Below are 26,915 nucleotides of genomic sequence, written 5' to 3'. Positions count from 1 at the left end.
CCCCTGAAAGCCGGATTCGCGCCGTTACAGCCGCATTCCGGCCACTTGGGGCGAAGCTAGCACGCCCCCGATCCAGTACACGCTGCAAAGCAGCAACCGGCAGGCATCCGGCTGTCCGGCCCACCCTTCGCAATGGCTACAATCGGCCCTCGGCGCGCACGTACGCCCGCCACGACCCCGCTAAGCGACCAGCCCACCGAATGACCCAGATTGCCGAGAAGACGCCCGAACACACCCCGTTGATGAAGCAGTTCTTCGCGGCGAAGTCCGAGCACCCCGACGTGCTGCTGTTCTTCCGGATGGGCGACTTCTACGAGCTGTTCTACGACGACGCCCGCAAGGCCGCGCGGCTGCTGGACATCACCCTGACCCAGCGCGGCAGCTCCGCCGGACAGCCGATCCCGATGGCGGGCGTGCCGCACCACGCCGCCGAGGGGTATCTGGCGCGGCTGGTGGCACTGGGCGAGTCGGTGGCCATCTGCGAGCAGATCGGCGATCCGGCTCTGGCCAAGGGCATCGTCGAGCGCAAGGTGGTGCGCATCGTCACCCCGGGCACGGTCACCGACGAGGCGCTGCTCAATGAGCGTCGCGACACCCTGCTGATGGCCGTTGCGCGCGGCAAGACGGGCTACGGCCTGGCCTGGGCCGATCTTGCCGGTGGCCGCTTCCTGGTCAACGAAGTGGCCACCGAGGACGCGCTGGAAGCGGAGTTGGCACGACTGGAGCCCGCCGAGACACTGGTGGCCGACGAGGAGGGCTGGCCGCCCTTCGTCGAGACCCGGCTGGGCATGCGACGCCGTCCGCCGTGGCTGTTCGACGCCGACAGCGGTCGCCGCCAACTGCTGCGCTTCTTCAACCTGCACGACCTGACCGGCTTCGGGCTGGAGGACAAGCCGCTGTCCGTGGCCGCCGCCGCCGCACTGCTGGGCTACGTGGAGGAGACCCAGAAGCAGCGTCTGCCGCACCTGACCTCCATGGCGGTGGAGTCCGGCGATGGCGCCATCGCCATGAATGCCGCCACCCGCCGCCACCTGGAACTGGACAGCCGCATCGATGGCGACAGCAAGCACACCCTGCTGGGCGTGCTCGACAGCACCATCACCCCGATGGGCGGCCGCCTGCTGCGTCGCTGGCTGCATCGCCCGCTGCGCGACCAGGGGTTGCTGCGCCAGCGCCACCACGCCGTGGCCACGCTGCTGGAAGCGCGCGCCGGCGATGACCTGCGCGACGAGTTCCGCGCCATCGGCGACCTCGAGCGCATCCTCTCGCGCGTCGCACTGCGCAGCGCGCGGCCGCGCGACCTGTCCACCCTGCGCGACGGACTGGCGATGTTGCCGGCACTGCGCGCGCAACTGGCGCGGCTGGACTCGCCACTGCTGGCCGCCCTCGCGGCCGAACTGGGCGAACACGACGAGCAGGCCTACCTGCTGCGCAGCGCCATCGTGCCGCAGCCACCGGTGCTCGCCCGCGACGGCGGCGTCTTCGCCGAAGGCTACGACCATGAACTGGACGAGCTGCGTCGCCTGTCCACCCATGCCGACCAGTTCCTGTTGGACCTGGAGGTGCGCGAGCGTGAAACGAGTGGCATTCCGACGCTCAAGGTGGGCTACAACCGCGTCCACGGCTACTACATCGAGATCAGCAAGGCGCAGGCCGAGAAGGCGCCGACCCACTACACCCGCCGGCAGACACTGGCCAACGCCGAGCGCTACATCACCGAAGAGCTGAAGCAGTTCGAAGACAAGGTGCTGTCGGCGCGCGAACGCTCGCTGGCGCGCGAGCGCCTGCTGTACGAAGGCATCCTCGATGCGCTCAACGCGCGTCTTGGGCCGCTCAAGCATTGCGCGGCGGCGCTGGCCGAACTGGACGTGCTGTCCTGCTTCGCCGAACGCGCGCAGGCGCTGGACTGGTCACAACCGCAACTCAGCGCCGAACCCGGCCTGCGCATCGAACGCGGCCGCCACCCGGTGGTGGAAGCGGTGCGCAAGGACCCGTTCGAGCCCAACGACCTGGTACTGGGAGACACCGAAGCGCACGGCCGCCGCCGCATGCTGGTCATCACCGGCCCCAACATGGGCGGCAAGAGCACCTATATGCGGCAGAACGCGCTGATCGTGTTGCTGGCGCACATCGGCAGCTTCGTGCCGGCCACACGCGCGGAAATGGGCCCCATCGACCGCATCCTGACCCGCATCGGCGCTGGCGACGATCTCGCCCGCGGCCAATCCACCTTCATGGTGGAGATGAGCGAGACCAGCTATATCCTGCACCACGCCACCGACCAGTCGCTGGTGTTGATGGACGAGATCGGCCGCGGCACCTCCACCTACGATGGCCTCGCCCTGGCGGAAGCCTGCGCCCGCCACCTCGCGCAGGCCAACCGCGCCTTCACCCTGTTCGCCACGCACTATTTCGAGCTGACCACGCTGGCCGAACCTGGCAGCGGCATCGCCAACGTGCACCTGGACGCGGTGGAACACGGCGAGCAACTGGTGTTCATGCACGCGGTGAAGGACGGCCCCGCCGACCGCAGCTTTGGACTGCAGGTGGCGGCCCTGGCCGGCCTGCCGAAGGCCGTGGTGAAACAGGCGCGCGGCCGGCTGGCGGAGCTGGAGCGACAGAGCCGTGACGCGCCGCAGCCGTCGATGGCCGCTCCGGCGCTGGACCAGCCGCAGCAGTTCGGCCTGTTTGCGCCAAGCTCCGCCGCGTTGGATGCATTGGCATCCATCGACCCGGACGAACTGACTCCCAAACAGGCGCTGGAAGCGCTGTATCGGCTCAAGGCGCTTGGCTGAACGCCAGGCACGCCTGCTTCCCCGTCCGTTCGCCTGTCACAAGACCCCCGGCTTTGCAGTACAAGTCCGGGGGATTGCCTGCCTGCGCTTGAGTCCGCGTTCCAATGGACAGACAGCGTCGCCGCGCACCATTCGATAGCTTGAACCTATCAACCTGTTTGCAAAGTTCAACTTCCTTTGCGGCTTCGTCGCGTCTATCGTCAAAGCTCCTCCCCGCCAACGACAGGAGTCGCCATGAACAAGCCTTCCGACAACGGCAAGAAGTGTCCGGTCACCCACCTCACCACGCAATTCGGCGCTCCAGTGCCGGACAACCAGAACAGCCTCACCGCCGGCCCGCGCGGCCCGCTCCTGGCGCAGGACGTGTGGCTGCACGAGAAGCTCGGCAACTTCGTGCGCGAAGTCATCCCCGAGCGGCGCATGCACGCCAAGGGCTCGGGTGCCTTTGGCACCTTCACCGTCACCCATGACATCACCAGGTACACGCGCGCCGCGATCTTCTCCAAGGCAGGCAAGAAGACCGAGATGTTCGCCCGTTTCACCACCGTGGCCGGCGAGCGCGGCGCGGCCGATGCCGAACGCGACATCCGCGGCTTCGCGCTGAAGTTCTACACCGAGGAAGGCAACTGGGACATGGTGGGCAACAACACCCCCGTGTTCTTCATCCGCGACCCGCGCAAGTTCCCTGACCTCAACAAGGCGGTCAAGCGCGACCCGCGCACCAACCTGCGCTCGGCCACCAACAACTGGGACTGGTGGACGCTGCTGCCCGAGGCACTGCACCAGGTCACCATCGTGATGAGCGACCGCGGCATTCCGGCCAGCTACCGGCACATGCACGGCTTCGGTTCGCATACCTACAGCTTCTGGAACGAGAAGGGCGAGCGCTACTGGGTCAAGTTCCACTTCCGCACCCAGCAGGGCATCAAGAACCTGACCGACGCCGAGGCCGCCGGGATCATCGGCAACGACCGCGAGAGCCACCAGCGCGACCTGTTCGACGCCATCGAGCGCGGCGAGTTCCCCAAGTGGAAGATGTACATCCAGGTCATGCCCGAGGCCGAGGCGGAGCGGGTGCCCTACCACCCGTTCGACCTGACCAAGGTGTGGCCGAAGGGCGACTACCCGCTCATCGAGGTCGGTGAGTTCGAGCTCAACCGCAATCCGGAGAACTTCTTCGCCGATGTCGAGCAGAGTGCGTTCGCACCCAGCAACCTGGTGCCCGGCATTGGCGTATCGCCGGACAAGATGCTGCAATCCCGCTTGTTCAACTACGCCGATGCGCAGCGCTACCGCCTGGGCGTGAACTACCACCAGATCCCGGTCAACGCCGCGCGCTGCCCGGTGCATAGCAACCACCGCGACGGCGCCGGCCGCGTGGATGGCAACTACGGCCGCCTGCCGCACTACGAGCCCAACAGTTTCCAGCAGTGGCAGGAGCAACCGCAGTACCGCGAGCCGCCGTTGCAGATCAACGGCGATGCGGACTGGTGGAACTACCGCGACGACGATGCCAACTACTACAAGCAGCCCGGGGACCTGTTCCGGTTGATGACCCCGGCGCAGCAGCAAGTGCTGTTCGACAACACCGCCCGCGCCATGGGCGACGCACCGGACTTCATCAAGCAGCGCCACGTGGACAACTGCACCAAGGCCGACCCGGCCTATGGCGCGGGCGTGGATGCGGCGCTACGCAAGCTGGGCGCCTTTGCCGGCACCACCTCGCCCAACAGCCTGGGCGAGGAGCGGTAAGGCTTGGCGACTCCCGTGCCCTGTCCTTGTGGGGGCACGGGAGCCTGGTCCAACCTGGATGCACCTCGGCTCATGCGGTGCAACGCCACTCAACACGCGATCGCCTCCATGATCGACACCCCGCCGCCAGTGTCCAGCGTGCGTGATTGGCCAAAGCCGGCATTGCGCAGCAGGTAAGCGTAGTCGTCAGACGTGCGTTGCCGACCACCGACCAGAGTCAGCATGTGGATGTCGAGCATGTGTGCGAAGTCCGGTCCGGGCTCTGTCGGAATCAACGCCTCGATCAACAGCAGTGTCGCACCGGGCGGTGCACCACGTCGGATGGCCTTGAGCAGGACCAGCGCATGGTCGTCATCCCAGTCGTGTAGCACCTCCATCAACAGGTAGGCATCGCAACTGGGCAGTGCATCCACGAAGAAGTCGCCACTCCTGCATTCCATCCGCGACGCCGGCGCGACGCCCGCAATGACGTGCGGCAGGTCGAACAGGATGCCCTTTGCCCCGGGGCATGCCTCCAGCACCGCCCTGAGCAGGTGCCCGCGCCCACCGCCGATGTCGCCTACCAGCCCGAACCGGTTGAAGTCGTAGGCGGCCAGCACGGCATCCACTTGGCCGCTTGCCTTGGCGACCATGGCGGCGTCGAAGATTCCCGCCGCTTCCGGGTTGCGTGCAAACCAGTTCCACAGGCCATCGGGCTGCAGCAACTCGATGGAAGGCCGTCCTGTACGTACTGAATGACCGAAGACGCCGTAGGCGTCCCAGAACAGCGGCAGTCCGAACATGCGCACGAGCGCACGCATCGACTGCGGATGGTCCTCGCGCAACTGGCGCGAAGCCGGGGTATGGGAATACCGCCCATGGTCCAGCGCGAATACGCCGTGTGCGGCCAACAGCCGCAGGACGCGACCCAGGGCATCGCGGTTGGCGCCCACCGCCTCGGCCAACGTGCCTGTATCGACAGGCTGCTCCCCGATGGCGTCCGCCACGCCCAGTTCAACGACCGCGTGCAGGCATCGGCTCACGCAGTAGCCGCCAGCCATCTGCTGCAACGTACCTAGCGGACCGCAATCCGGCATGAGGGCATCCTCGACCTTCTGCGCCTGGCATCCCTGACAACCCTGATTACAGCGACGCCAAACTGTCATCCGGCCGGCCATGGCCTGAACGGGCGCCCATCACATGCCGGTCAACGGACCCACGCTAGGCTTGGGTCACTCTCACCCATGGAAGACGACAATGTCCGCATCCCTTGCCAATGACCTGCTGTCGCAACTGCAGGGCCAGCCTCTGCAGCAGATCAGCCAACAACTGGGGCTGCCCCGGGAGCAGGCGTCCGGTGCCGTCGCGGCCGCGCTGCCGCTGCTGATGGGGGCCTTGGGCAAGAACGCCAGCCAGCCGGCGGGGGCGGAATCGTTGTTTGGCGCATTGCAACGCGACCATGCCACCCCGGGCGACCTGGGCGGCCTGCTGGGAAGCGTGCTGGGTGGTGGCGGACAGGGTGAGCAGATCCTGGGCCACATCTTCGGTGCGCGTCAGCAAGGTGCAACTCAAGGCCTGGGCGCCGCCACCGGGCTGCAGGGCGACCAGGCCAACATGCTGCTGAAGGTGCTGGCCCCCATCGTCATGGCCTACCTGGGCAAGCGCATGTTCGGGCAGGGCCAGGCGGCAGCGAGCACGCCGCAGGGGCTGGGCGACATCCTCGGCCAGGAACAGCAGCAGATCCGTCAGCAGGGCGGCGTGGGCGGCGGCCTGCTGGGCGCGGTGCTCGATCAGGATGGCGACGGGCAACTGGGCCTGGGCGACCTGCTCAAGCTCGGCGGCGGGATGCTGGGCGGCAAGCGCTGACGCTAGCGGCGGGCCGGCGGACCCTCTGCCCGCCGCGCCCGCTGGTCACATCGCGTCGATGTCGCCCAACGCACGGATCAGGCGACGGGCGCGCTTGTCCGGCTTGGTTTCGGGTGCCCGATAGCCGTTGCGTTCGGCCATGCGAAGCGCGCGTGTCTGTTCACGCTGCAGCCGCGAGGCCTCACTCTCCAGGTACAGTTGCTGGGCAACGTTGGCCGGGCCTCGGTTGTCGCTGAGCCCCCGCACCTCCACCAGGAATACCTCCTCGCCACGGCCGACCTTCAAGGCGTCGCCGATGCGCACCGATCGCGAGGCCTTGGCGCGTTGCCCACCGACTTCGACCTTGCCGGTCTCGATGGCGTGCTTGGCCAACGCTCGGGTCTTGTAGAAGCGCGCCGCCCACAACCACAGGTCGAGGCGGACGGTGTCGCTGGCAGTGGCGAGTGCTGAAGTCACAAGTCACATGATGATGGCGGGCGTGCGGGAATCAATCAGCGACGTCGTCGTGACGAGGCGTTCGTTCACGCCACGCGAGCACGCGGACCGATGCGAGTGCTGCGGCGACCGCATCGTCAACCGGACGCGAAACGAAAACGGCCGCCCAGGGGCGGCCGTTTGCTGCGCGATGGACCTCTCGGCCCACCCTGCGCGAATTACTCGGCGGAAGCAGCAGCGGCCGCGGCGGCCGCAGCCTTGGCCTTGGCGTTGCCGGCCAGGTCTTCCTTGATGCGCGCCTTCTTGCCTTCCAGGCCACGCAGGTAGTACAGCTTGCCGGCGCGGACCTTGCCACGGCGCTTGACCTCGACCGAGTCGATGGTCGGGCTGTGGGTCTGGAACACGCGCTCCACGCCGTAGCCGTGCGAGATCTTGCGCACGGTGAACGAGGAGTTCAGGCCGCCGTTCTTGATGGCGATGACCACGCCCTCGTAAGCCTGCACGCGCTCACGGTTGCCTTCCTTCACCTTGACGTTGACGACGACGGTGTCGCCCTGGGCGAAGTCCGGCAGCTTGCGCTGGATCTGTTCGGCTTCGAAGTTCTGCAGCAGCGTGTTGAGCGAGGGCTTGTTCATGGTCCGGCCTGTTGGATTCGTTGTAGCGCGAGTGCACGTGGACCCGCGTCTGGCATGTGGATGGAGCTTATGGGTGACGCAAGGGTATAGCTAAGCCGCGCATTATAGCGGAGTTTTTCTCTTGGCGGCTAGTCGCTGGCCGGCCGAAGGCGGCTCCGGCACGCCGGGGGTGGGTGCGGCGGGGGCGCTGGTTGCCGGCCCGCTGCCGGGCCTGGCGATGGGCTCGGCCCCGGAGGCCGCTTCGACAGGATCCGATGCTGGCGGGGAAGCCCGGGACACGGAGCCTGTCTCATTCGATACGGAGACGGCCTCCACTGCCTGCGCTGCGCGAAAGCCCTCCAGCAACCTGCGATCGGCCTTGGACAATGCAGACTCGTCCAGCAGGTCCGGGCGGCGCAGCCAGGTGCGGCCCAGCGACTGCTGCCGGCGCCACTTGGCGATCTCGGCGTGGTTGCCCGACAGCAGCACCGGCGGGACGTTGCCCAGCGCATGCTCCACCGGGCGGGTGTAGTGCGGGCAGTCCAGCAGGCCGTCCTCGAAGCTGTCCTGCACGGCGGACTCGGCGTCATTGAGCGCCCCCTCCTGCAGGCGGGCCACGGCATCCAGCACCACGGCCGCCGCCAGCTCGCCACCGGAGAGCACGTAGTCGCCGATGGAGATTTCCTCGTCGACCTCGGCCTGCAGGAAGCGCTCGTCCACGCCTTCGTAGCGACCGCACAGCAGCACGAGACGGGGATGGGCAGCCAGTTCACGCACCTTGGCCTGGGTCAGGGGCGCGCCCTGCGGGCTCATGTACACCACGCGGGCCGGCGAAGGGTCGGCGGCACGAACGTCGGCCAAGCAGGCGCGCAGTGGCTCAATCATCATCACCATGCCGGGGCCGCCGCCGAAGGGGCGGTCGTCCACGCGGCGGTAATTGCCTTCGGCGTAGTCGCGCGGGTTCCAGCCGTGCACCGACAGCACCCCGCGCTCCCCTGCCCGCCCGACCACGCCGAACGCGGCGCACTGGGCGACGAACTCGGGGAACAGGCTGATGATGTCGAAGCGCATGCTGTTGGTTGCCTCGTGGAATCTGACCGGGCGGCAGGCTGGCGCCGATCCCTCAAGAGCTCATGCCGAACCGGAAAACGACGCATGCCGCAACCGGAATGCGATACGTGCGCAGACGCACCGGGAGCTCAGAACTCCGGGGCCCAGTCGACCGTGATCACACCGGTGTCGAAATTGATGTCGGTGACGAACTGCGGCTGCACGAAGGGAATCATGCGCTCGCGCTCGTCATCGCGGACCACCACCACGTCGTTGGCGCCGGTGGAGAACAGGTGCGAGACCGTGCCCAGCTCAACGCCTTCCACGTTGACCACGCGCAGCCCTTCCAGGTCCACCCAGTAGTACTCGCCGGGCTTGGGCGGCGGCAGCGCGGAACGCGGCACGAGGATTTCGGTGCCACGCAGCGCCTCGGCGGCGTCGCGGTCGGCCACGCCCGGAATCTGGGCGAGCACGTGCTTGCCGGTGTCGCGGCCGCGGATGCCGGACACGACGTCCTGCGTGCCCTGCGGCGAACGCAGGACCCACGGCTGGTAGCGGAAGATGGTCTCGCGGGACTCGGTCCAGGACTCGATTTTCACGTCCCCACGTAAACCAAGGGCGCCAATCATCCTGCCCAGCAGGATGTGGCGCCCGGGGTCTTTCGTCTCCATGGCTACGCGCTCGGGCGCAGCCAGGGGATCAGGCCGAGGCAGCGGCCTTGGCCGCTTCCTTGTACAGCACGGCGACCTTGTCGGTCAGCTGCGCGCCGTTGGCGACCCAGTGCTTCACGCGCTCGACGTTCAGCTCGACGCGCTTCTCGTTGCCCTGGGCAACCGGGTTGTAGAAACCGACGCGCTCGATGTTGCGGCCGTCGCGGGCGCTGCGGCTGTCGGTCACGATGATGTGGTAGAACGGACGCTTCTTGGCGCCGCCGCGGGTCAGTCGAATCTTGACCATGAGGTTGCTCTCTGTGTTGCCCAGCTGCCGGGATGGCAGGGTAAGCCGGCGATTATAGAGGGAATTGCGGCACTGCGGCAAGATGAACGGGCTGCCCCTGCCGGGGTGGCCCGCCTTAACGGAACGGCATCGACCCGCGGCCGCCCATCATGCCCTTCATCCCGCGCATGAGCCCCTTCATGCCGCCGCCCGCCAGCTTGCTCATCATCTTTTCCATCTGCTGGAACTGCTTCATGAGCTTGTTGACGTCGGCCGGGGTCATGCCGGCGCCCTTGGCGATGCGCGCGCGGCGGCTGCCATTCAGCAGGCCCGGGTTGCGGCGCTCCTTCTTCGTCATCGAGTTGATGATGGCGATCATGCGCGGCACTTCCTTGCCGGTGACCTGGCTCTTCACCTCGTCGGGGATCTTGCCCATGCCCGGCAGCTTGTCCATCAGGCCGCCGATGCCGCCCATGTTCTGCATCTGCTCGAGCTGGTCGCGCATGTCGTTGAGGTCGAACTTCTTGCCCTTGGCGACCTTCTCGGCGAGCTTCTGCGCCTTGTCCTTGTCGACCTGCTGCTCCACCTGCTCGACCAGCGACAGCACGTCGCCCATGTCGAGGATGCGGCTGGCGATGCGGTCGGGGTGGAACACATCCAGGCCGTCGGGCTTCTCGCCGACACCTATGAACTTGATCGGGCGCTGGGTGATGTAACGCACCGACAACGCGGCGCCGCCACGGGCGTCACCGTCGGTCTTGGTCAGCACCACGCCGGTCAGCGGCAGTGCCTCACCGAAGTGCTTGGCGGTGACGGCGGCGTCCTGGCCGGTCATCGAGTCGACCACGAACAGGGTCTCGACCGGATTCACGGCGGCGTGCAGCGCCTTGATCTCGGCCATCATCGCGTCGTCGATGCTGGTGCGGCCAGCGGTGTCGACCAGCAGCACGTCGACGAACGACTTGCGCGCGTCGTCGATGGCGGCCTTCACGATCGCTTCGGGCTTCTGGTCGGCGCTGGATGGGAAGAACAGCACGTCCACCTGCTGCGCCAGTGTCTTCAGCTGCTCGATGGCGGCCGGGCGGTACACGTCCGCCGACACCACCATCACCTTCTTCTTGCGCTTTTCCTTGAGGTGCTTGGCCAGCTTGGCGACGGTGGTGGTCTTGCCCGCGCCCTGCAGACCGGCCATCAGGATGACCGCCGGCGCCGGCACGTTGAGATTCAGGTCGGCGGCCTGCGACCCCATCACCGCGGTCATTTCGTCGCGGACGATCTTGATCAGGGCCTGGCCCGGGGTCAGCGACTTCAGGACCTCCTGGCCTACGGCGCGCACCTTGATGCGCTCGATCAGGGCCTGCACCACCGGCAGGGCCACGTCGGCCTCCAGCAGGGCGATCCGCACCTCGCGCAGCGACTCGCGGATGTTCTCCTCGGTCAGCCGGCCGCGGCCGCGCAGGCGCTCGATGGTGCCGGAGAGGCGCTGGGTGAGGGATTCGAACATGCGGGCAGGACCTTGCGGGGGATGCGGGGAGGCGGCAGGACGGAACAGCGGACTGGCAAGTATAGCGGTTGACCTCCATCAGCCGGGCCGGCGGGCAGACGCGCTAGACTCGCCGCGACCGCACCAAGGAATGAGGCGACATGCGTTTCACACGAGCCCTGGCCGTCCTGCTGGCGCTGGCCGCGTGGGTGCCGGGCACCGGTATGGCCGCACAGGCCCGGGTCGCGGTGGCTGCACAGGCCCGTGTTGCGGTGGCCAGCAACTTCGCCGATGCCGCGCGCCAGCTCGCCGTCGACTACGGCCGCCAGAGTGGCCACCGCATCGAGATCAGCGCGGCGTCCACAGGCAAGCTGTACGCGCAGATCCGCAACGGGGCGCCCTTCGATGCGCTGCTGGCGGCCGACGACACCACCCCGCGCAAGCTGGTCGCCGAGGGCCTGGCCGACGGTGCGACACTGCACGACTACGCCATTGGAAGGCTGGTGCTGTGGAGCCGCGATCCCGGCATGGTGAAGGACGGCGAGGCGCTGCTCCGCCGCGGCCACATCGACCGGCTCGCCATCGCCAACCCAGAACTGGCGCCCTATGGCGCCGCCGCACGCGAGGCCCTCCGTCACGTGGGCCGGTGGGATGCGCTTCAGCCGCGCGTGGTGATGGGCGAGAACATCGGCCAGGCCACGCAGTTCGTGGTCAGCGGCGCCGCACCGCTGGGCCTGCTGCCGCGCTCGCTGGTGCTGGAGGCGCGCAAGACCACCCCCGGCTCGAGCTGGGAGGTGCCGGCGTCGTGGCATGCGCCCATCGTGCAGAGAGCGGTGCTGCTCAAGCACGGTGAAGGCAACGCCGCGGCCCGTGGTTTCCTGCAATACCTGCGCAGCGCGCCGGTGCGCGCGCGCATCCGCGCGCTGGGTTACGACTGACGCGTGCCGATGGATCCAGCCTTCGCCGAACCTGCCTGGCACGCCGCCCCCTGGGTGGCGGCCACGTGGGTCACGCTCAAGCTGGCCGGGCTGACCACGCTGATCCTGCTGGCGCTGGGCATGCCGCTGGCGTGGTGGCTGGCGCGCACCCGTTCGGCCTGGCGCATGCCAGTGGGCGCGGTGGTCGCGCTGCCGATGGTGCTGCCGCCCACGGTGCTGGGCTTCTACCTGCTGATCGGGCTGGCGCCGCAGGGCCCGATCGGACAGATGACGAACGCGCTGGGGCTGGGCACGCTGGCCTTCACCTTCGAAGGCCTGCTGCTGGCCTCGGTGCTGTATTCGATGCCCTTTGTCGTGCATCCGCTGCAGGCCGGGTTTGCCGCCGTTTCGCCCGCAGTGCTGGAAGCCGCTGCCACGTTGCGCGCCTCGCCGCTGGACCGCTTCTTCAGCGTGGTGCTGCCGCTCTCGCGCCCGGCGCTGGTCACTGCCGCCCTGCTCGGCTTCGCGCATACCGTCGGCGAGTTCGGCGTGGTGCTGATGGTGGGCGGCAACATCGAAGGCGAAACGCGGGTGCTGTCGGTGCTGCTTTACGACCAGGTCGAAGGCATGGCCTACGCCGACGCGCACGTGCTGGCGGCGGGGCTGCTGGCGTTCTCCTTCGTCCTGCTGCTGGTGATGCAGTGGCTCGGACGGCGCACGGCGGTGGCGCATGCCTGACGCGGCCGACGACATCCTGGTGCGCCTGGCGGTCGCGCGTCGCGACTTCCACCTGGAGGTCGACCTGACCCTGCCCGGCCAGGGCACGACGGCCGTGTTCGGACCCTCCGGCGGTGGCAAGAGCACCCTGCTGCGGGCCATTGCCGGTCTCGAACCCGACGCCGAAGGCACGCTCCACGTCGCGGGACAAACCTGGCAGGACGAGCGCGAGCGGCTGCCTGCACATCAGCGCGCAACCGGCGTGGTTTTCCAGCACACGGCGCTGCTGCCGCACCTCAGCGTGGACGCCAACCTGCGCTATGGCTGGCGTCGCACCGGCTCGCCCGCGCACGTGCTGGATGCGTGGATCCAACGCCTCGACCTGGCACCGCTGCTGGCCCGCCGCCCCGACACGCTGTCCGGCGGCGAGCGCCAGCGCGTCGCCCTCGCCCGCGCGCTGGTGACCCAACCGCGCTGGCTGCTGCTGGATGAGCCGTTGAGTGCACTGGACGCCAACCGCCGCGCCGAGATACTGCCCTACATCGAGGCGATCCGCCGCGACGCCGGCATCCCCGTGCTGTACGTCACCCACTCGGTGGAGGAAGTGGCGCGGTTGGCCGACCATCTGGTGCTGCTCGAAGGCGGCCGGGTGACGGTGGCCGGCCCCGCGCTGGACGTGCTCAACCGCAGCGACCTGCCCATGGCCTTGCGCGATGATGCGGGCGTGGTGATGGAGGCGCGCGTGGAAGAGACGGACGCCCATGGCCTGCTGACCCTGCACACGCCAGCAGGCCGATTGCACGCGCACGGGATGGCCAACGCTTCGCCCCATGCATCCAGGCATGCCACCGGCACGCGCATGCGCGTGCGGGTCCAGGCCCGCGACGTCAGCCTGGCATTGAGCCGGCACGAGGATTCCAGCCTGCTCAACGTGCTGCCGGCCACGCTGGTGGAACTGGCGGAACTGCCGGGCGGCCAGGTGCAGGCGCGGCTGGATGCGTCCGGCGCGCCGCTGCTGGCGCGGATCTCGCACCGCTCGGTGGAGCGGCTGAAGCTGTCACCCGGCATGGCACTGTGGGCGCAAGTGAAGGCGGTGGCATTGCTGGTTTGAAGGTATCGTTCGGTACAGGGGGCACGTCATGTCGGACCCATCGCAGCAACCCGGGCTCGCCAGCCTGTCGCCAGCGTACTTCGGCATGGTCATGGCCACCGGCATCGTCTCGCTGGCCGCGCACATGCAGGGCCTGCACTGGCTCGCGCAGGCGATGTTCGCGCTCAACGTGGCCATGTACGCGACGTTGTTGGGCCTGTACCTGCTGCGCCTGCACCGCCATCGCCACGCCTTCCTTCACGACTTGCAGGACCACTTGCGCGGCCCCGGCTTCTTCACCGCGGTGGCAGCCACCAGCGTGCTCGGCGCGCAGGTGCTGCTGCTCGGCGGCCAGCGCAACCTGGCCGCCGTACTGTGGGGCGTGGCCGTCGCGCTGTGGGTGCTGCTGACCTACACCATCTTCACCATCCTCACCATCAAGGAAGACAAGCCACCGCTGGACCAGGGCATCAACGGCGGCTGGCGGCTGGCGGTGGTGGCCACGCAGTCGGTGAGTGTGCTCAGTGCGTTGCTGGCCACGCATATCGGCCAGCCGTGGAAGCTGGAGCTGAACTTCCTGGCGCTGTCGATGTGGCTGTGGGGCGGCATGCTCTACATCTGGATGATGTCGCTGATCTTCTACCGCTACACGTTCTTCCGTTTCCAGCCCGGCGACCTGTCACCGCCGTACTGGATCAACATGGGCGCGATGGCCATTTCCACCCTGGCCGGCTCGCTGCTGGTGCTCAACAGCCCGGACGCCCCGTTCCTGATATCGCTGCTGCCCTTCATCAAGGGTTTCACCATCTTCTACTGGACCACCGGCACCTGGTGGATCCCGATGCTGCTGGTGCTGGGGCTGTGGCGCCACGTGTACAAGCGCTTCCCGCTGCAGTACGACCCGCTGTACTGGGGCGCGGTGTTTCCGCTGGGCATGTATGCGGCCTGCACGTACGAACTGTCACTGGCATTGAAGCTGCGCTTCCTCGAGCCGCTTCCCGCCGTCTTCCTTGACGCGGCGCTGCTGGCATGGACGGCCACGTTCGTGGGCGCCATGCGGCGTGCGGTGCAGGCGATCAGCCGGCGCTGATGCCGCGTGGCGGCCACCGCCCCTCAGGGCAGGCGAACACGTGGCGGTGCCGCCCTTCCAGGCCGACAAACACGCCACGTGGCCGCCGCCAATCTTCAGCGCGATGCCTGTGCGTCGATGATCTCCGGCAAATCCGTCTCGCGGTCGATCTGCGGGAACTTGCGGCGCTCCATGCGGCGGATCGCGAAATGCATCCAGATCAGCGCGATGGATACCAGGACGAACAGCAGCATGAAGCAGCTGGTCCACACGCCGATCAGGTCGTTCATCGCACCGAAGGCGATCGGCAGCACGAAGCCACCCAGCCCGCCAATCATGCCGACCACGCCACCCACCGCACCCACGTGCTGCGGGTAGTACGCCGGGATGTGCTTGTACACCGCCGCCTTGCCCAGCGACATGAAGAAGCCCAGCACGAACACCAGTACCGTGAACGGCACCAGTCCAACGGCCAGGTTGAAGGTCATGTCACGCTCAATGCCGTGGATGGTGTAGGTCGTATTCGGGTACGACAGCAGGAACGTGCACAACACCGACATGCCAAAGGTCCAGTACATGACCTTGCGCGCACCCACCTTGTCCGAAAGCCATCCACCGACCACGCGGAACAGGCTCGCCGGGATGGAATACGCCGCCGCGAACATGCCAGCGGTCGCCACGTCCATGCCATAGGCACCAATCAAATAGCGCGGCAGCCACAGCGCCAGCGCCACGAAGGCGCCGAACACGAAGAAGTAGTACAGCGAGAAGCGCCACACCTGCACGTTGCGCAGCGGTTCCATCTGCTGGCGGAATGGGATCGGCTTGACCCCGGTGCGACGCCGCTCGGCAAGTGAAGGGTCATCCTCGGACAGCAGGTAGAACAGGATGCCGACCACGGCCAGGCCTACTGCCCAGACCTTCGCCACCGTCATCCACCCGTAGGCCACCATCACCATCGGGGCCAGCAGCTTGGTCACCGCCGAGCCGATGTTGCCCGCGCCGAAGATGCCCAGCGCGGTCCCCTGCTTTGATGCCGGGAACCACTTGGATACGTAGGCCACGCCCACCGAGAACGAGCCGCCGGCAATGCCGACCAGCAACGCACCCAGCAGGAACTGCGGATAGGTCCGGGCCCAGGTCAGGCCCCACGTGGCCGCAGCCGCGGCCAGCATCACGAACAGCAGTACGCGACGGCCGCCGAACTGGTCGGCCCAGATGCCAAGGAACAGGCGGATCAACGAGCCGGTCAGCACCGGCGTGGCGATCAGCAAGCCGAACTGCGTGTCGTTGAGCCCAAGTTGCTGCTTGATCTGGATGCCGATGATCGAAAAGATCATCCACACCGCAAAGCAGGTGGTGAAGGCGAAGGTACTGAGCCACAGCGCGCGTTGCTGGCGGGCGCTGCTTATCTGGGAAAGGTCCTGCATGGACATACTTCCGGTCTGGATTGGGAACCCGTGCAGCGCCTTCCGAGCCTTTGCGGAAGGCAGGCCCCGTCACCGGAGGCACGTCCGTCGCCAGCAGGGCGCCCTGACGCGCTACCGGCAACGTCGCCGGTGCATCCGTGGGCCGGACTCAGGCCGCTTCGGCCTCGATCGCATCCAGCCCGCGCACTTCGTACCGCGCCTGCAACTCGAGCAGGTAGTGCTGCAGCTCCTGCTGTCGCACTTGCAGCTCAAGGTAGTCGGAAATGCGCTCGTGGACTTGATCAAACTCAAGTGGCTCGCCAGCGGCGATCGCGTCCACGCTCACCACGTGGTAGCCCCAGCGCGACTCCACCGGGAACCCTGCCAAACCCTCTCGCAGGCGGAACACCTGGCGGTCGAACTCGGGTGTGGTTTGCCCTCGTTCCAGCCAGCCCAGCTCGCCGCCCTGATCCTTGGACGGGCAATCGGAAAAACGCATGGCGAAGTCGGCGAACAGCACCGGGCTGGCCTGCAACTCACCGATCAGGCGCTCGCCTTCGCTGCGTGCGTTGAAGCGTCCGGTCACGTCGTCCGCCGCGGCGCCCAGCAGGATATGGCGCACGCGCACGCGGTCCGGCGAACGGAACCGCTCGGGGTTCTGCTCGAAGTATCGGCGACAGTCGTCGTCGCTGGGGACGCGGTTCTCCACCTCATGCTCCAGCAACACGCGGATGTGCGCCTCTTCGGCCGGTTCGTTGCCGATTGGCTGGACCTCGTCGCCCAAGCCCAGCCGCTCGACTTCACGCCGCAGCAGCTCGCGCACCACCAGCGCGCGGGCGGCGTGCGCCCGCGAAAGCTCCGGCTTCATCGCCCGATGGAACTGCATCTCGCGGGCGATGTCGGCTTCGCTGATGGCGGTATCGGCCACGAACAGTACGCACGGTGCGGGACGCCCCAGCGACCGCGGACCTTCGTCCGCATGGTCGTGATGGTGTTCGCGAGCCTCTTCCGCCACCGGCTTCTGCGAGTCGATGACGGTGATCGGCAGGGCGCGCACGCCTGGCTTTGCATCGCTCATCGTTCAGACCCTCGGACCGTAGCGCAGCGCCGGCTGGCGGCGGCGGACCACCTGGTACGGGCGCCACAGGTAGCTGACCGGAATGCTCCATACATGCACCAGGCGGGTGAACGGTGCGATCAGGAACAGGGTCATGCCCAGGAACACGTGCGCCTTGTAGATCCAGTGCACGTCGGTGATGAAGTTGGCCGCGCCCCAACGGAACGTCACGATGTGCTGCGCCCATGAACCCAGCTGCATCATCACGCCGCCGTCCATGTGCGTGGCCGAAACGGTAATGCTGACCATGCCCAGCACCAGCTGCGCGAAAAGCAACACCAGTACCAGCGTGTCGCCGAAGGTACCCGTGGCGCGCACGCGCGGGTTGGTCAGGCGGCGCACCAGCAGGATGCTGATGCCGATGAAGCACAGCGCGCCGAACACGCCACCCACCACCATCGCCATCAGCTGCTTCTGCGGGGCCGTGATGAAGTGTTCGTACACCGCGTGCGGGGTCAGCAGGCCGACGAGGTGGCCCAGCAGGATCGCAATGATGCCAATGTGGAACAGGTTGCTGCCCACGCGCATGCCCTTGTCGGACAGCAGTTGGCTGGAGCCGGTGCGCCAGGTGTACATCGACTTGTCGAAGCGCACCCAGCTGCCAATGAAGAACACCGCCAGCGCGATGTACGGATAGATCTGGAAGGCAAACTGGTGGAAGTAGCTCATGGCTGCACCTGTCGGGTGGCGGCGGGGCGTGCGGGGCTGCGGGTGGGCGGCGAGCAGTCGTCGCCCGGTGCTTCGGCACCGAAGCGCACGGCCTCCTCTTCCCACAGCCGGTCCATCATTTCAGGGGTGTCATCGCGGGGCTCCTCGCTGGCACGCTGGCGCAGCGCCCCGAGGTCGAGCTTGCCATCGGCGTACTCGACCAGGATCTCGAACAGCACCGCGTACGGGCTGTTGCGCTCGCCCGCGCGGGCGGCCAGCAGGCCGACGATGTGGCTGACATGGTGCAGCCAGTCGCGGGCCTCCGCCTGCGGGCGCCGGTCCAGGTATTCCAGCAGCAGCGGCAGGTAATCCGGCAATTCCTTGGCGGACAGCTCGAAGCCGTTCTTGCGGTAGGCCTCGATCAGGTCGACCATGGCCTGGCCACGGTCGCGCGACTCGCCGTGGATGTGTTCGAACAGCAGCAGGCTCATCGCCCGGCCGCGGTCAAACATGGCCAGCCAGCGGTCCTGTGCGGTGAGCGGCTCCAGCGCCAGCAACTCGCGGGTGAAGTCGACCAGTTGCTGTCGGCGCTCACCCGACAGCATGGGATCGGCCGCGGCGTCCAGCAGTTCGTCGCCGTGCTGCCACAGCTCGTCCTGCGGGTAGTCCAGCAGCACCCCTACCAGCTTGAGCAGGCTCATTCGACCACCTCGTGCTTCTCCTGGCGGTTCGGGTGCACCGCGTACGCAGTGGTCTTGCGCTGGCCGAACAGATCGGCCGGGCTGTCACCGCTGCAGCCGTTGCCGAAGGTGAAGCCACAGCCGCCGCGCTCGCCGAAGGCGTCGTTGGCGTACTCGCGGTGCGCCGACGGGATGACAAAGCGATCCTCGTAGTTGGCGATGGCCAGGTAGCGATACATCTCCTCTGCCTGCGCCGCGGTGAGACCGGCCTGCTGCAGCACCGCGTGGTCCTCGACGCCCTCCACGTTCAACGCACGGCGCCAGGCGCGCATGGCCATCATGCGTTCCAGCGCACGTACAACCGGCGCTTCGTCACCGGCGGTGAGCATGTTGGCCAGGTAACGCACCGGGATGCGCAGCGACGCGACGTCCGGCAGTTCGCCGTTCATGCCCACGCGGCCACGCTCGGCGGCGGACTGGATCGGCGACAGCGGCGGCACGTACCACACCATCGGCAGCGTGCGGTATTCGGGGTGCAGCGGCAGCGCCAGCTTCCAGTCGATGGCCATCTTGTACACCGGCGAACCCTTGGCGGCTTCCAGCCAGCTGTCGGGAATGCCCGCGGCGCGCGCGGCCTCGATCACCTTCGGGTCGAACGGATCCAGGAAGATGTCCAGGTGTGCCTGGTACAGGTCCTTCTCCGCCGGGACCGATGCCGCGGCCTCGATGCGGTCGGCGTCGTACAGCATCACGCCCAGGTAGCGGATCCGGCCCACGCAGGTCTCCGAGCACACCGTCGGTTCGCCCATCTCGATGCGCGGGTAACAGAAGATGCACTTCTCGGATTTGCCGCTCTTCCAGTTGTAGTAGATCTTCTTGTACGGGCACGCCGACACGCACATGCGCCAGCCGCGGCACTTGTCCTGGTCGATCAGGACGATGCCGTCCTCCTCCCGCTTGTAGATCGCGCCCGACGGGCACGCCGACACGCACGCCGGGTTGAGGCAGTGCTCGCACAGGCGCGGCAGGTACATCATGAAGGTCTTCTCGAACGCGCCGTAGATCTCCTTCTGCACGTTGTCGAAGTTGCGGTCCTTGGAGCGCTTGGCGAACTCGGTGCCGAGGATCTCCTCCCAGTTCGGACCCCAGTGGATCTTCTGCATGCGCTGGCCGCTGATCAGCGAGCGCGGGCGCGCGGTGGGCTGGTGCTTGCCGTCAGGGGCTTCGTGCAGGTGCTGGTAATCGAAGTCGAACGGCTCGTAGTAGTCGTCGATCTGCGGCAGGTCCGGGTTGGCGAAGATCTTGGCCAGCATGCGCCAGCGCCCGCCGGCACGCGGCACCAGTTTGCCAGCCTGCGTACGCACCCAGCCGCCGTTCCACTTGTCCTGGTTCTCCCACTCCTTGGGGTAGCCCACGCCGGGCTTGGTTTCCACGTTGTTGAACCAGGCGTATTCCACGCCTTCGCGGCTGGTCCAGACGTTCTTGCAGGTGATCGAGCAGGTGTGGCAGCCGATGCACTTGTCCAGGTTCAGCACCATCGCGATCTGTGCACGGACTTTCATCACACCACCTCCTGGGCATTGGCCGGAACCGGCTCGCCATCCAGCCAATCGATCTTGTCCATCTTGCGCACGACCACCAGTTCGTCGCGGTTGGTACCCACGGTTCCGTAGTAGTTGAAGCCATAGGCGAGTTGCGCGTACCCGCCGATCATGTGGGTCGGCTTGACCACCACGCGCGTCACCGAGTTGTGGATACCGCCGCGGGTACCGGTGATTTCCGAGCCGGGCGTGTTGATGATCCGTTCCTGTGCGTGATACATCATCGCGATGCCGTTCATCATGCGCTGGCTGACCACCGCACGCGCGGCGATGGCGCCATTGACGTTGAACAGTTCGATCCAGTCGTTGTCCTCGATACCCGCCGAGCGCGCGTCATCCTCGGACAGCCACACGATGGGACCACCGCGCGACAGCGTCTGCATGATCAGGTTGTCGCTGTAGGTGCTGTGGATGCCCCACTTCTGGTGCGGCGTGATCCAGTTGAGGACGATCTCCTTGTGGCCGTTGGGCTTCTTGCCCAGGATCGGCTTGACCGTCTTGGTGTCGACCGGCGGGCGGTAACCCATGAAGCCCTCGCCGAAGGCCACCATCCACTCGTGGTCCTGGTAGAACTGCTGGCGGCCTGTCAGGGTTCGCCACGGGATCAGCTCATGCACGTTGGTATAGCCGGCGTTGTAGCTGACGTTCTCGTCCTCCAGCCCCGACCAGATCGGCGAGGAGATGATCTTGCGCGGCTGCGCCTGGATGTCACGGAAGCGGATCGCCTCGTGTTCCTTGCCCACGGCCAGGTGGGTGTGGTCGCGACCGGTGAATCCGCCCAGCGACTCCCACGCCTTGACCGCGACGTGGCCGTTGGTTTCCGGCGCGAGGTGCATGATCGCCTCGGCGGCGTCGATGGCCGATTCCAGCTGCGGACGCCCCTTGCTCACGCCCTCGTCCAGCACCGCGTGGTTGAGCTTGGCGAGGAATTCCACCTCGTGCTTCGTATCCCACTGCATGCCCTTGCCGCCGTTGCCCTGCTTGTCCAGCAGCGGCCCCAGCGAGGTGAACTTCTTGTACAGGTTGGGGTAGTCGCGTTCCACCACCACCATCGACGGGGCGGTCTTGCCCGGGATGAGCTCGCACTCGCCCTTCTTCCAGTCGGTGACGCCGAACGGCATGGAGATTTCGCCGGGGGTGTCATGCAGGGTCGGCACCAGCACCAGGTCCTTCTCCACGCCCAGCACGCCCGGCGCCAGGTCGCTGACGGTGCGCGCGATGCCCTTGAAGATGTCCCAGTCGCTGCGGGCCTCCCACGCCGGGTCCACCGCCTTGGACAGCGGGTGGATGAACGGGTGCATGTCGGAGGTGTTAAGGTCGTTCTTCTCGTACCAGGTTGCGGTGGGCAGCACGATGTCGCTGTACAGCGCGGTGGTGCACATGCGGAAGTCGAGCGTGACCAGCAGGTCGAGCTTGCCTTCCGGCGCCTCGTCGCGCCACTTCACTTCCTCGGGCTTGGCCGCGCCGCGCTCGCCCAGGTCCTTGCCCTGCAGGCCATGGCGGGTGCCCAGCAGGTGCTTGAGCATGTACTCGTGGCCCTTGCCCGAGCTGCCCAGCAGGTTGGAGCGCCAGATGAACAGGTTGCGCGGGAAGTTCTCCGGCGCGTCCGGGTCGGCGAAGGCGAAATCCAGGCTGCCATCCTTGAGCTTGCCCACCGCATAGTCCACCGGCGCCACGCCGGCCTTCTCGGCCTCGCGCACCAGCGCCAGCGGGTTGGTGTTGAGCTGCGGGACCGACGGCAGCCAGCCCATGCGCACCGCGCGCAGGTTGTAGTCGGCCAGCGAGCCGGTGTACTTGGACGCATCCGCCAGCGGCGAGAGGATCTCCTCGACGCCCAGCTTCTCGTAACGGTACTGGCTGCTGTTGAAGTAGAAGAACGACGTGCCGTTCATCTGGCGCGGCGGCTTGCTCCAGTCCAGGCCGAACGCCACTGGCACCCAGCCCGACTGTGGCCGCAGCTTTTCCTGGCCCACGTAGTGCGCCCAGCCACCACCGCTCTGACCCACGCAGCCGCACATCACCAGGATGTTGATCAGGCCGCGGTAGTTCATGTCGTTGTGGAACCAGTGGTTCATCGCCGCGCCGACGATGATCATGCTGCGGCCATGCGTCTTGTCGGCGGTGCGCGCGAACTCGCGGGCCACCTCGATCACGTCAAGCCGCGGCACGCCGGTGATCTTCTCCTGCCACGCCGGGGTGCCCGGGATGTTGTCGTCGAAGCTGGCCGCCACGTTGCCGCCACCGAAGCCACGGTCGATGCCGTACTGCGCCAGCAGCAGGTCGTAGACGGTGGCCACGGCCCATTCCTTGCCATCGGCCAGCTGCAAGCGCTTGACCGGCAGGTTGCGCTCCAGCACCTCGTCGAACTTCGACTCGGTCCAGTACTCGTTCTCGATGCCGCCGAAGTACGGGAAGCTGACCGATTCGATGCCGTCGTTGGCATCCTTCAGGCTCAGGCGCAGGCGCGTTTCGCGGCCCTGGCTGTCCTTTTCCTCGATGTTCCACTTGCCCTTCTCGCCCCAGCGGAAACCCACCGAGCCGTTGGGCACGGTGATGCCGGCCGCCTCGTCATAGGCCAGCGTCTTCCACTCGGGGTTGTTGGCCTCGCCCAGCCCGCCCAGGTCGCTGGCACGCAGGAAGCGCTCCGGCACCAGGCGCCCGTCGGCGCGCTTCTCCAGGCGCACCAGCAGCGGCATGTCGCTGTACTGGCGGCAGTAGTCGGTGAAGTACTGCGACGGGTTGTCGACGTGGAATTCCTTGAGGATCACGTGGCCCATGGCGAAGGCCAGCGCCGCGTCGGTGCCCTGCTTGGGATGCAGCCAGTGGTCGGTGAGCTTGGCGACTTCCGAGTAGTCCGGGGTGATCGCCACCGTCTTGGTGCCGTTGTAGCGCGCCTCGGTGAAGAAGTGCGCATCCGGCGTACGGGTCTGCGGGACGTTGGAGCCCCACGCGATGATGTAACGGCTGTTGTACCAGTCGGCCGATTCGGGCACGTCGGTCTGCTCGCCCCACACCTGCGGCGAGGACGGCGGCAGGTCGCAGTACCAGTCGTAGAACGACAGGCAGGCACCGCCCAGCAGCGACAGGTAACGCGCGCCGGCGGCGTACGACACCATCGACATCGCCGGGATCGGCGAGAAGCCGACCACGCGGTCCGGGCCGTGCTGCTTGACCGTATGCAGGTTGGCGGCCGCGATCATCTCGTTGGCCTCGTCCCAGCGCACGCGGGCGAAACCGCCCATGCCGCGGCGTGACTTGTAGTCCTTCGCCTTGGCCGGGTCATTGACGATGCTCGCCCACGCCTCCACCGGCGACTTGGTCTTGCGCGCCTCGCGCCACATGCGCAGCAGCGCGCCGCGCACCAGCGGGTACTTCAGGCGGTTGGCGCTGTACAGGTACCAGGAGTAGCTCGCGCCACGCGGGCAGCCACGCGGCTCGTGGTTGGGCAGGTCCGGGCGCGTGCGCGGGTAATCGGTCTGCTGGGTTTCCCAGGTGACCAGGCCGTTCTTGACGTAGATCTTCCAGCTGCACGAGCCGGTGCAGTTCACGCCGTGCGTGGAGCGCACGATCTTGTCGTACTGCCAGCGGGCGCGGTAGCTGTTTTCCCACTCCCGGCTTTCGGTCCTGGTGACGCCGTGGCCGTCGGAGAACGTGTCCGGGCTGCGGTTGAAGAACTGCAGCCGGTCAAGGAAATAACTCATGGGAAGACCCTCTTGGCAATCGATTGCTTCACGGTGTCACGCATCCTGTCGGTAGGGCCGGCGATGCCGGCCCGGTATTTCTTTCCTTGCATCAGCACGGTGTTTCCGCGCCGCGGCGGAAGTACCACCACCACGTGACCACGAGGCAGGTGGCGTAGAACGCGATGAACCCGTACAGGGCCATTTCCGGGCCGCCGGTCATCGCGATCGAAGAGCCGTAGCTCTTGGGAATGAAGAAGCCGCCGTACGCGCCGATGGCGGAACTGAAGCCGATCACGGCCGCCGACTCGATGCTGGCCTGGCGCATGGCGGCGGTCTTGCCATCGGCGTCTTCGTTGGCCGACCAGCGCTCATGCAGCGTGCGGAAGATCACCGGGATCATGCGGAACGTGGAGGCATTGCCGATGCCGCTGACCACGAACAGCGCCATGAAGCTGGCCAGGAAGCCGTAGAAATTGCCGCCTTGCCCATTGCTGGGCAGGAAGTGCAGCACCGCGAACACGCCGGCGATCATCAGCACGAACACCCAGAAGGTGAGCAGCGCACCGCCGAACTTGTCGGCCAGCCAGCCGCCGACCGAACGCATCAGCGCACCGACCAGCGGCCCGAGGAAGGCGTAGGTCATCGGGTTGACGTCCGGGAACTGGGTCTTGATCAGCATCGGGAAGCCGGCCGAGAAGCCGATGAACGACCCGAACGTGCCGATGTACAGCCAGCACATCAACCAGTTGTGCTTTCGCTTGAAGATCACCGCCTGCTCGGCGAACGAGGAGCGCGCAGCGGACAGGTCGTTCATCCCGAACCACGCGGCGATGCTGCACACCACCAGGAATGGCACCCATACGAAGCCGGCGTTCTGCAGGAACAGCAGCTTGCCGTCAGCGGTGACCTGCGGCGCCCCGGCCAGCGTGCCGAACAGGCCGAACGTGATCACCAGCGGAATGACGAACTGGGTCACCGACACGCCCAGGTTGCCCAGGCCCGCGTTCAGCCCCAGCGCGAAACCCTGCCTGGCCTTGGGATAGAAGAACGAGATGTTGGACATCGACGAGGCGAAGTTGCCCCCGCCCAGCCCACACAGGATGGCGATGGCGACGAACTGCCAGTACGGCGTGGCCGGATCCTGCACCGCGATGCCCAGCCACACAGCGGGGATCAACAATGATGCGGTGGCGATGGCGGTCCACCGCCGCCCGCCGAACAGCGGCACGACGAACGAGTAGAAGATGCGCAACGTGGCGCCGGAAAGTCCCGGCAATGCCGTCAGCCAGAACAACTGGTCGGTGGTGAAGGTGAAGCCCACCTGCGGCAGGCTCACGGCCACCGCGGAGAACATCATCCAGATCGCGAATGCCAGCAGCAGCGCGGGGATGGAGATGGCGAGGTTTCGGTTGGCGATCCGGTTGCCGGTTCGCGCCCAGAATGCGGCGTCCTCCGGCTTCCAATCGTGGATCAGGGAACCAACGCTGCGTGGCCGGTTCGCCAGTTGCGCGTTCATGGGACGTACCTGCGGTAGGGAAATCCGGGTGTGACGAAGCGCGCTCCTGTCTGGAGCGCGGCCTGATCACGATGTCCGCAGTGTCGTCTTGGGCATTGGACCAAAGTTTGATCCGGATCAAATCCGGATTTTGGTCCTCACGCGGTCTTGACGCAGGTCAACCCGATCCCCGGTCAGGGTCCCGACGGGATTGCGCTCCGCGCCGCGGTGTGCCACGGCTGCGGACACTGTCGCGCACGTCCACTTCAAACTCGACGGTCAGTTCAGTGCCATCGCCCACGGACAGACGGGCCGACAGTCCATCACGGCATGGCAGGCGGGCGACGTAGGGCGCCAGCAGTTCACGTGGCAGTTGGTAGGTCCATCCCTCGCCAGTTGCCATCAGCGCGGGTGCCTCCGCATCCACCAGTTGCACGGCCTGTCGACTCACCGCGCCGCCGGGCAGGCGAGTCAGGTTGTCCACCGCGTCGCCGGCCTGCAGCCGTGCCAGCTCGGCTTCGTTGATCCGAAGGCGCAGGCTCTGGCCCTGCATCTGCACTTTCATGGGGTCACCGCCTGCCATTGCTCAGGGGTATTGCAGTTCACCAACTCCACCGCAGCACCCACCCTGGGCTGGATGGATGCACCGCCCAGGGTCGCGTGCAGTGCACGCATCGACCGACCTGCCGCCGGGTCGGCCAGCAACCGGCCAATGAGCACGCGGCTAAGCGCGTCCACGGACAAGCGCATCGGCAGGATGTAATCGCGATACACGACACAGCGCGCGCGACCATCGGCAGCCAGTTGTCGCAGCAACGCGGGCGACAGCAGCGGCATGTCGACCGGAATCAAGACCAGCGGTCCATCGGGCACCGCGGCGACCACGCTGGCCACGCCGCCCAGTGGCCCCAGGCCCGGCGCTCCATCGGCCACGCAGTCGAAGCCGGGGTAGTCGCCGCTCACCACGACTCTGGCCGCACCCGCCGCCTGCAGCGTGGCGCAGGCATGCGCCAGCAGGGTCTGACCACGCCATGGCAACTGCGCCTTGTCGCGGCCCATGCGTGAAGAATGCCCGCCGGCCAGCACCACGCCGGTCCACGGCTGCGACTCAGTGCCCTGCGTGCCCATGCTCGTCTCCGCACAGCGAGCAGCCTTCGCTCCACACGCTGTCGCCATCCTCATAGTGTTCCTGCTTCCAGATCGGACTGGTGTGCTTCACCGCCTCGATCACCTGCCGGCACGCGCGGAACGCCTCGTCGCGGTGCGGCGTGCCAGCCGCGACCACCACCGCCAGGTCCCCCACCGCGAGCCGCCCCTTGGCGTGTGCGATGTAAAGCTTCAACTTCGGGCCGAAGTCGCCGTCGGCACGTGCCGCGATCTCGCGGAAGCCGTTCAGGGCCAGCGGCACGAACATGTCGTAACTGACGCCGGTGACCACGCGGCCGTGGTTCAGGTCGCGTACCCGGCCGACGAACAGGGTGATGCCGCCAAAGCCCGGGTCGGACACGAAGTCCAGTGCGGCGGCCGGGTCGAGCGGGCCTTCGACGATATCGACGACGGCGCAATGATGCCGGTCCAT

The 26,915-nt window shown here is 67.0% G+C and carries 23 protein-coding genes and 1 pseudogene; 7 read left to right on the top strand and 17 right to left on the bottom strand.

Annotated features, from left to right (window positions below; translation table 11 throughout):
- Window positions 1-200: 200 nt before the first annotated feature.
- Together mutS and IP93_RS13765 are read left to right on the top strand one after the other, a co-directional pair.
- Window positions 201-2,795, top strand: coding sequence for a DNA mismatch repair protein MutS (gene mutS / locus IP93_RS13770; RefSeq protein WP_144816662.1), 2,595 nt, complete (start codon window positions 201-203; stop codon window positions 2,793-2,795).
- A 234-nt stretch (window positions 2,796-3,029) separates the two neighbouring features.
- Window positions 3,030-4,547 carry a catalase gene (locus IP93_RS13765; RefSeq protein WP_144816660.1) on the top strand — a complete coding sequence of 506 codons (1,518 nt, stop codon included), beginning with the start codon at window positions 3,030-3,032 and terminating at the stop codon, window positions 4,545-4,547.
- An 89-nt stretch (window positions 4,548-4,636) separates the two neighbouring features.
- On the opposite strand, the gene IP93_RS13760 is transcribed toward IP93_RS13765, so the two are convergent.
- Window positions 4,637-5,623, bottom strand: a complete 987-nt coding sequence (locus IP93_RS13760) for a methyltransferase (RefSeq protein WP_158636355.1) — start codon at window positions 5,621-5,623, stop codon at window positions 4,637-4,639.
- 160 nt (window positions 5,624-5,783) lie between these two features.
- Between IP93_RS13760 and IP93_RS13755 the strand changes: the two genes are divergently transcribed.
- Entirely contained in the window at window positions 5,784-6,392 is a 609-nt protein-coding gene (locus IP93_RS13755; protein ID WP_144816656.1) for a DUF937 domain-containing protein, read from the top strand.
- Window positions 6,393-6,437: 45 nt separating this feature from the next.
- On the opposite strand, the gene IP93_RS13750 is transcribed toward IP93_RS13755, so the two are convergent.
- The 6 genes and pseudogenes from IP93_RS13750 to ffh all read right to left on the bottom strand — a co-directional run bounded on the left by IP93_RS13750 (window position 6,438) and on the right by ffh (window position 10,931).
- Complete coding sequence (locus tag IP93_RS13750; protein ID WP_144816654.1) at window positions 6,438-6,848, bottom strand: RNA-binding S4 domain-containing protein; 411 nt, start codon at window positions 6,846-6,848, stop codon at window positions 6,438-6,440.
- A 197-nt stretch (window positions 6,849-7,045) separates the two neighbouring features.
- Window positions 7,046-7,462 carry a 50S ribosomal protein L19 gene (gene rplS / locus IP93_RS13745; protein ID WP_144816652.1) on the bottom strand — a complete coding sequence of 139 codons (417 nt, stop codon included), beginning with the start codon at window positions 7,460-7,462 and terminating at the stop codon, window positions 7,046-7,048.
- Between the two features lie 327 nt (window positions 7,463-7,789).
- Window positions 7,790-8,512 (bottom strand): annotated as a pseudogene (trmD, locus tag IP93_RS13740) (tRNA (guanosine(37)-N1)-methyltransferase TrmD); the annotation flags it as partial.
- A gap of 128 nt (window positions 8,513-8,640) precedes the next feature.
- Window positions 8,641-9,162 carry a ribosome maturation factor RimM gene (gene rimM, locus IP93_RS13735; RefSeq protein ID WP_144816650.1) on the bottom strand — a complete coding sequence of 174 codons (522 nt, stop codon included), beginning with the start codon at window positions 9,160-9,162 and terminating at the stop codon, window positions 8,641-8,643.
- A 28-nt stretch (window positions 9,163-9,190) separates the two neighbouring features.
- A complete protein-coding gene (rpsP, locus tag IP93_RS13730) occupies window positions 9,191-9,448 on the bottom strand; it encodes a 30S ribosomal protein S16 (protein WP_036138587.1) in 258 nt (85 codons plus the stop codon).
- 115 nt (window positions 9,449-9,563) lie between these two features.
- On the bottom strand, window positions 9,564-10,931 hold the full coding sequence (gene ffh, locus IP93_RS13725; RefSeq protein WP_144816649.1) for a signal recognition particle protein: 1,368 nt from the start codon (window positions 10,929-10,931) through the stop codon (window positions 9,564-9,566).
- Window positions 10,932-11,071: 140 nt separating this feature from the next.
- On the opposite strand from ffh, the gene modA reads away from it, so the two are divergent.
- From modA to IP93_RS13705, 4 genes are read left to right on the top strand one after another with little or no spacing between them, the layout of a single operon-like run.
- Window positions 11,072-11,848 (top strand): molybdate ABC transporter substrate-binding protein, encoded by a 777-nt coding sequence (gene modA / locus IP93_RS13720; RefSeq protein ID WP_144816647.1) that lies wholly within the window; start codon window positions 11,072-11,074, stop codon window positions 11,846-11,848.
- Window positions 11,849-11,857: 9 nt separating this feature from the next.
- Complete coding sequence (gene modB, locus IP93_RS13715; protein WP_144816686.1) at window positions 11,858-12,565, top strand: molybdate ABC transporter permease subunit; 708 nt, start codon at window positions 11,858-11,860, stop codon at window positions 12,563-12,565.
- Window positions 12,558-13,655 carry a molybdenum ABC transporter ATP-binding protein gene (gene modC, locus IP93_RS13710; RefSeq protein WP_144816645.1) on the top strand — a complete coding sequence of 366 codons (1,098 nt, stop codon included), beginning with the start codon at window positions 12,558-12,560 and terminating at the stop codon, window positions 13,653-13,655. The genes modB and modC overlap by 8 nt, the downstream gene beginning before the upstream one ends.
- A gap of 28 nt (window positions 13,656-13,683) precedes the next feature.
- Window positions 13,684-14,724, top strand: coding sequence for a tellurite resistance/C4-dicarboxylate transporter family protein (locus IP93_RS13705; protein WP_144816643.1), 1,041 nt, complete (start codon window positions 13,684-13,686; stop codon window positions 14,722-14,724).
- 95 nt (window positions 14,725-14,819) lie between these two features.
- On the opposite strand, the gene IP93_RS13700 is transcribed toward IP93_RS13705, so the two are convergent.
- The 10 genes from IP93_RS13700 to IP93_RS13655 all read right to left on the bottom strand — a co-directional run bounded on the left by IP93_RS13700 (window position 14,820) and on the right by IP93_RS13655 (window position 26,915).
- Window positions 14,820-16,133: an MFS transporter gene (locus IP93_RS13700; protein ID WP_144816641.1), complete on the bottom strand. Its 1,314-nt coding sequence runs from the start codon at window positions 16,131-16,133 to the stop codon at window positions 14,820-14,822.
- Between the two features lie 148 nt (window positions 16,134-16,281).
- Window positions 16,282-17,190 (bottom strand): peptidylprolyl isomerase, encoded by a 909-nt coding sequence (locus IP93_RS13695; protein WP_144816639.1) that lies wholly within the window; start codon window positions 17,188-17,190, stop codon window positions 16,282-16,284.
- 3 nt (window positions 17,191-17,193) lie between these two features.
- A complete protein-coding gene (gene narI / locus IP93_RS13690) occupies window positions 17,194-17,898 on the bottom strand; it encodes a respiratory nitrate reductase subunit gamma (protein WP_144816637.1) in 705 nt (234 codons plus the stop codon).
- Window positions 17,895-18,578 carry a nitrate reductase molybdenum cofactor assembly chaperone gene (narJ, locus tag IP93_RS13685; RefSeq protein ID WP_144816635.1) on the bottom strand — a complete coding sequence of 228 codons (684 nt, stop codon included), beginning with the start codon at window positions 18,576-18,578 and terminating at the stop codon, window positions 17,895-17,897. Before narJ ends, narI begins: the two co-directional genes overlap by 4 nt.
- Complete coding sequence (gene narH / locus IP93_RS13680) at window positions 18,575-20,119, bottom strand: nitrate reductase subunit beta (protein WP_144816633.1); 1,545 nt, start codon at window positions 20,117-20,119, stop codon at window positions 18,575-18,577. The genes narJ and narH overlap by 4 nt, the downstream gene beginning before the upstream one ends.
- Complete coding sequence (locus tag IP93_RS13675; RefSeq protein ID WP_144816631.1) at window positions 20,119-23,859, bottom strand: nitrate reductase subunit alpha; 3,741 nt, start codon at window positions 23,857-23,859, stop codon at window positions 20,119-20,121. Before IP93_RS13675 ends, narH begins: the two co-directional genes overlap by 1 nt.
- 91 nt (window positions 23,860-23,950) lie before the next feature.
- Window positions 23,951-25,357, bottom strand: a complete 1,407-nt coding sequence (locus IP93_RS13670) for a NarK family nitrate/nitrite MFS transporter (RefSeq protein ID WP_144816629.1) — start codon at window positions 25,355-25,357, stop codon at window positions 23,951-23,953.
- Between the two features lie 157 nt (window positions 25,358-25,514).
- On the bottom strand, window positions 25,515-25,901 hold the full coding sequence (locus tag IP93_RS13665) for a hypothetical protein (protein WP_144816627.1): 387 nt from the start codon (window positions 25,899-25,901) through the stop codon (window positions 25,515-25,517).
- Window positions 25,898-26,464 (bottom strand): molybdenum cofactor guanylyltransferase, encoded by a 567-nt coding sequence (gene mobA, locus IP93_RS13660; RefSeq protein ID WP_158636354.1) that lies wholly within the window; start codon window positions 26,462-26,464, stop codon window positions 25,898-25,900. Before mobA ends, IP93_RS13665 begins: the two co-directional genes overlap by 4 nt.
- A complete protein-coding gene (locus IP93_RS13655) occupies window positions 26,445-26,915 on the bottom strand; it encodes a molybdenum cofactor biosynthesis protein MoaE (protein ID WP_144816622.1) in 471 nt (156 codons plus the stop codon). Before IP93_RS13655 ends, mobA begins: the two co-directional genes overlap by 20 nt.

The organism is Aerolutibacter ruishenii (assembly GCF_007830115.1).
Classification (GTDB): Bacteria; Pseudomonadota; Gammaproteobacteria; order Xanthomonadales; family Xanthomonadaceae; genus Aerolutibacter; species Aerolutibacter ruishenii.
The sequence above is the reverse complement of the archived record's forward strand: the minus strand, read 5'-3'. Positions and strand labels throughout refer to the sequence as shown.

Bases quoted from the DNA above. Each gene is read 5' to 3' on its own strand.
- mutS (WP_144816662.1), top strand. From the start codon at position 201: ATGACCCAGATTGCCGAGAAGACGCCCGAACACACCCCGTTGATGAAG.
- IP93_RS13765 (WP_144816660.1), top strand. From the start codon at position 3,030: ATGAACAAGCCTTCCGACAACGGCAAGAAGTGTCCGGTCACCCACCTC.
- IP93_RS13760 (WP_158636355.1), bottom strand. From the start codon at position 5,623: ATGCCGGATTGCGGTCCGCTAGGTACGTTGCAGCAGATGGCTGGCGGC.
- IP93_RS13755 (WP_144816656.1), top strand. From the start codon at position 5,784: ATGTCCGCATCCCTTGCCAATGACCTGCTGTCGCAACTGCAGGGCCAG.
- rplS (WP_144816652.1), bottom strand. From the start codon at position 7,462: ATGAACAAGCCCTCGCTCAACACGCTGCTGCAGAACTTCGAAGCCGAA.
- rimM (WP_144816650.1), bottom strand. From the start codon at position 9,162: ATGGAGACGAAAGACCCCGGGCGCCACATCCTGCTGGGCAGGATGATT.
- rpsP (WP_036138587.1), bottom strand. From the start codon at position 9,448: ATGGTCAAGATTCGACTGACCCGCGGCGGCGCCAAGAAGCGTCCGTTC.
- ffh (WP_144816649.1), bottom strand. From the start codon at position 10,931: ATGTTCGAATCCCTCACCCAGCGCCTCTCCGGCACCATCGAGCGCCTG.
- modA (WP_144816647.1), top strand. From the start codon at position 11,072: ATGCGTTTCACACGAGCCCTGGCCGTCCTGCTGGCGCTGGCCGCGTGG.
- modB (WP_144816686.1), top strand. From the start codon at position 11,858: ATGGATCCAGCCTTCGCCGAACCTGCCTGGCACGCCGCCCCCTGGGTG.
- modC (WP_144816645.1), top strand. From the start codon at position 12,558: ATGCCTGACGCGGCCGACGACATCCTGGTGCGCCTGGCGGTCGCGCGT.
- IP93_RS13705 (WP_144816643.1), top strand. From the start codon at position 13,684: ATGTCGGACCCATCGCAGCAACCCGGGCTCGCCAGCCTGTCGCCAGCG.
- IP93_RS13700 (WP_144816641.1), bottom strand. From the start codon at position 16,133: ATGCAGGACCTTTCCCAGATAAGCAGCGCCCGCCAGCAACGCGCGCTG.
- IP93_RS13695 (WP_144816639.1), bottom strand. From the start codon at position 17,190: ATGAGCGATGCAAAGCCAGGCGTGCGCGCCCTGCCGATCACCGTCATC.
- narI (WP_144816637.1), bottom strand. From the start codon at position 17,898: ATGAGCTACTTCCACCAGTTTGCCTTCCAGATCTATCCGTACATCGCG.
- narJ (WP_144816635.1), bottom strand. From the start codon at position 18,578: ATGAGCCTGCTCAAGCTGGTAGGGGTGCTGCTGGACTACCCGCAGGAC.
- narH (WP_144816633.1), bottom strand. From the start codon at position 20,119: ATGAAAGTCCGTGCACAGATCGCGATGGTGCTGAACCTGGACAAGTGC.
- IP93_RS13675 (WP_144816631.1), bottom strand. From the start codon at position 23,859: ATGAGTTATTTCCTTGACCGGCTGCAGTTCTTCAACCGCAGCCCGGAC.
- IP93_RS13670 (WP_144816629.1), bottom strand. From the start codon at position 25,357: ATGAACGCGCAACTGGCGAACCGGCCACGCAGCGTTGGTTCCCTGATC.
- IP93_RS13665 (WP_144816627.1), bottom strand. From the start codon at position 25,901: ATGAAAGTGCAGATGCAGGGCCAGAGCCTGCGCCTTCGGATCAACGAA.
- mobA (WP_158636354.1), bottom strand. From the start codon at position 26,464: ATGGGCACGCAGGGCACTGAGTCGCAGCCGTGGACCGGCGTGGTGCTG.
- IP93_RS13655 (WP_144816622.1), bottom strand. From the start codon at position 26,915: ATGGACCGGCATCATTGCGCCGTCGTCGATATCGTCGAAGGCCCGCTC.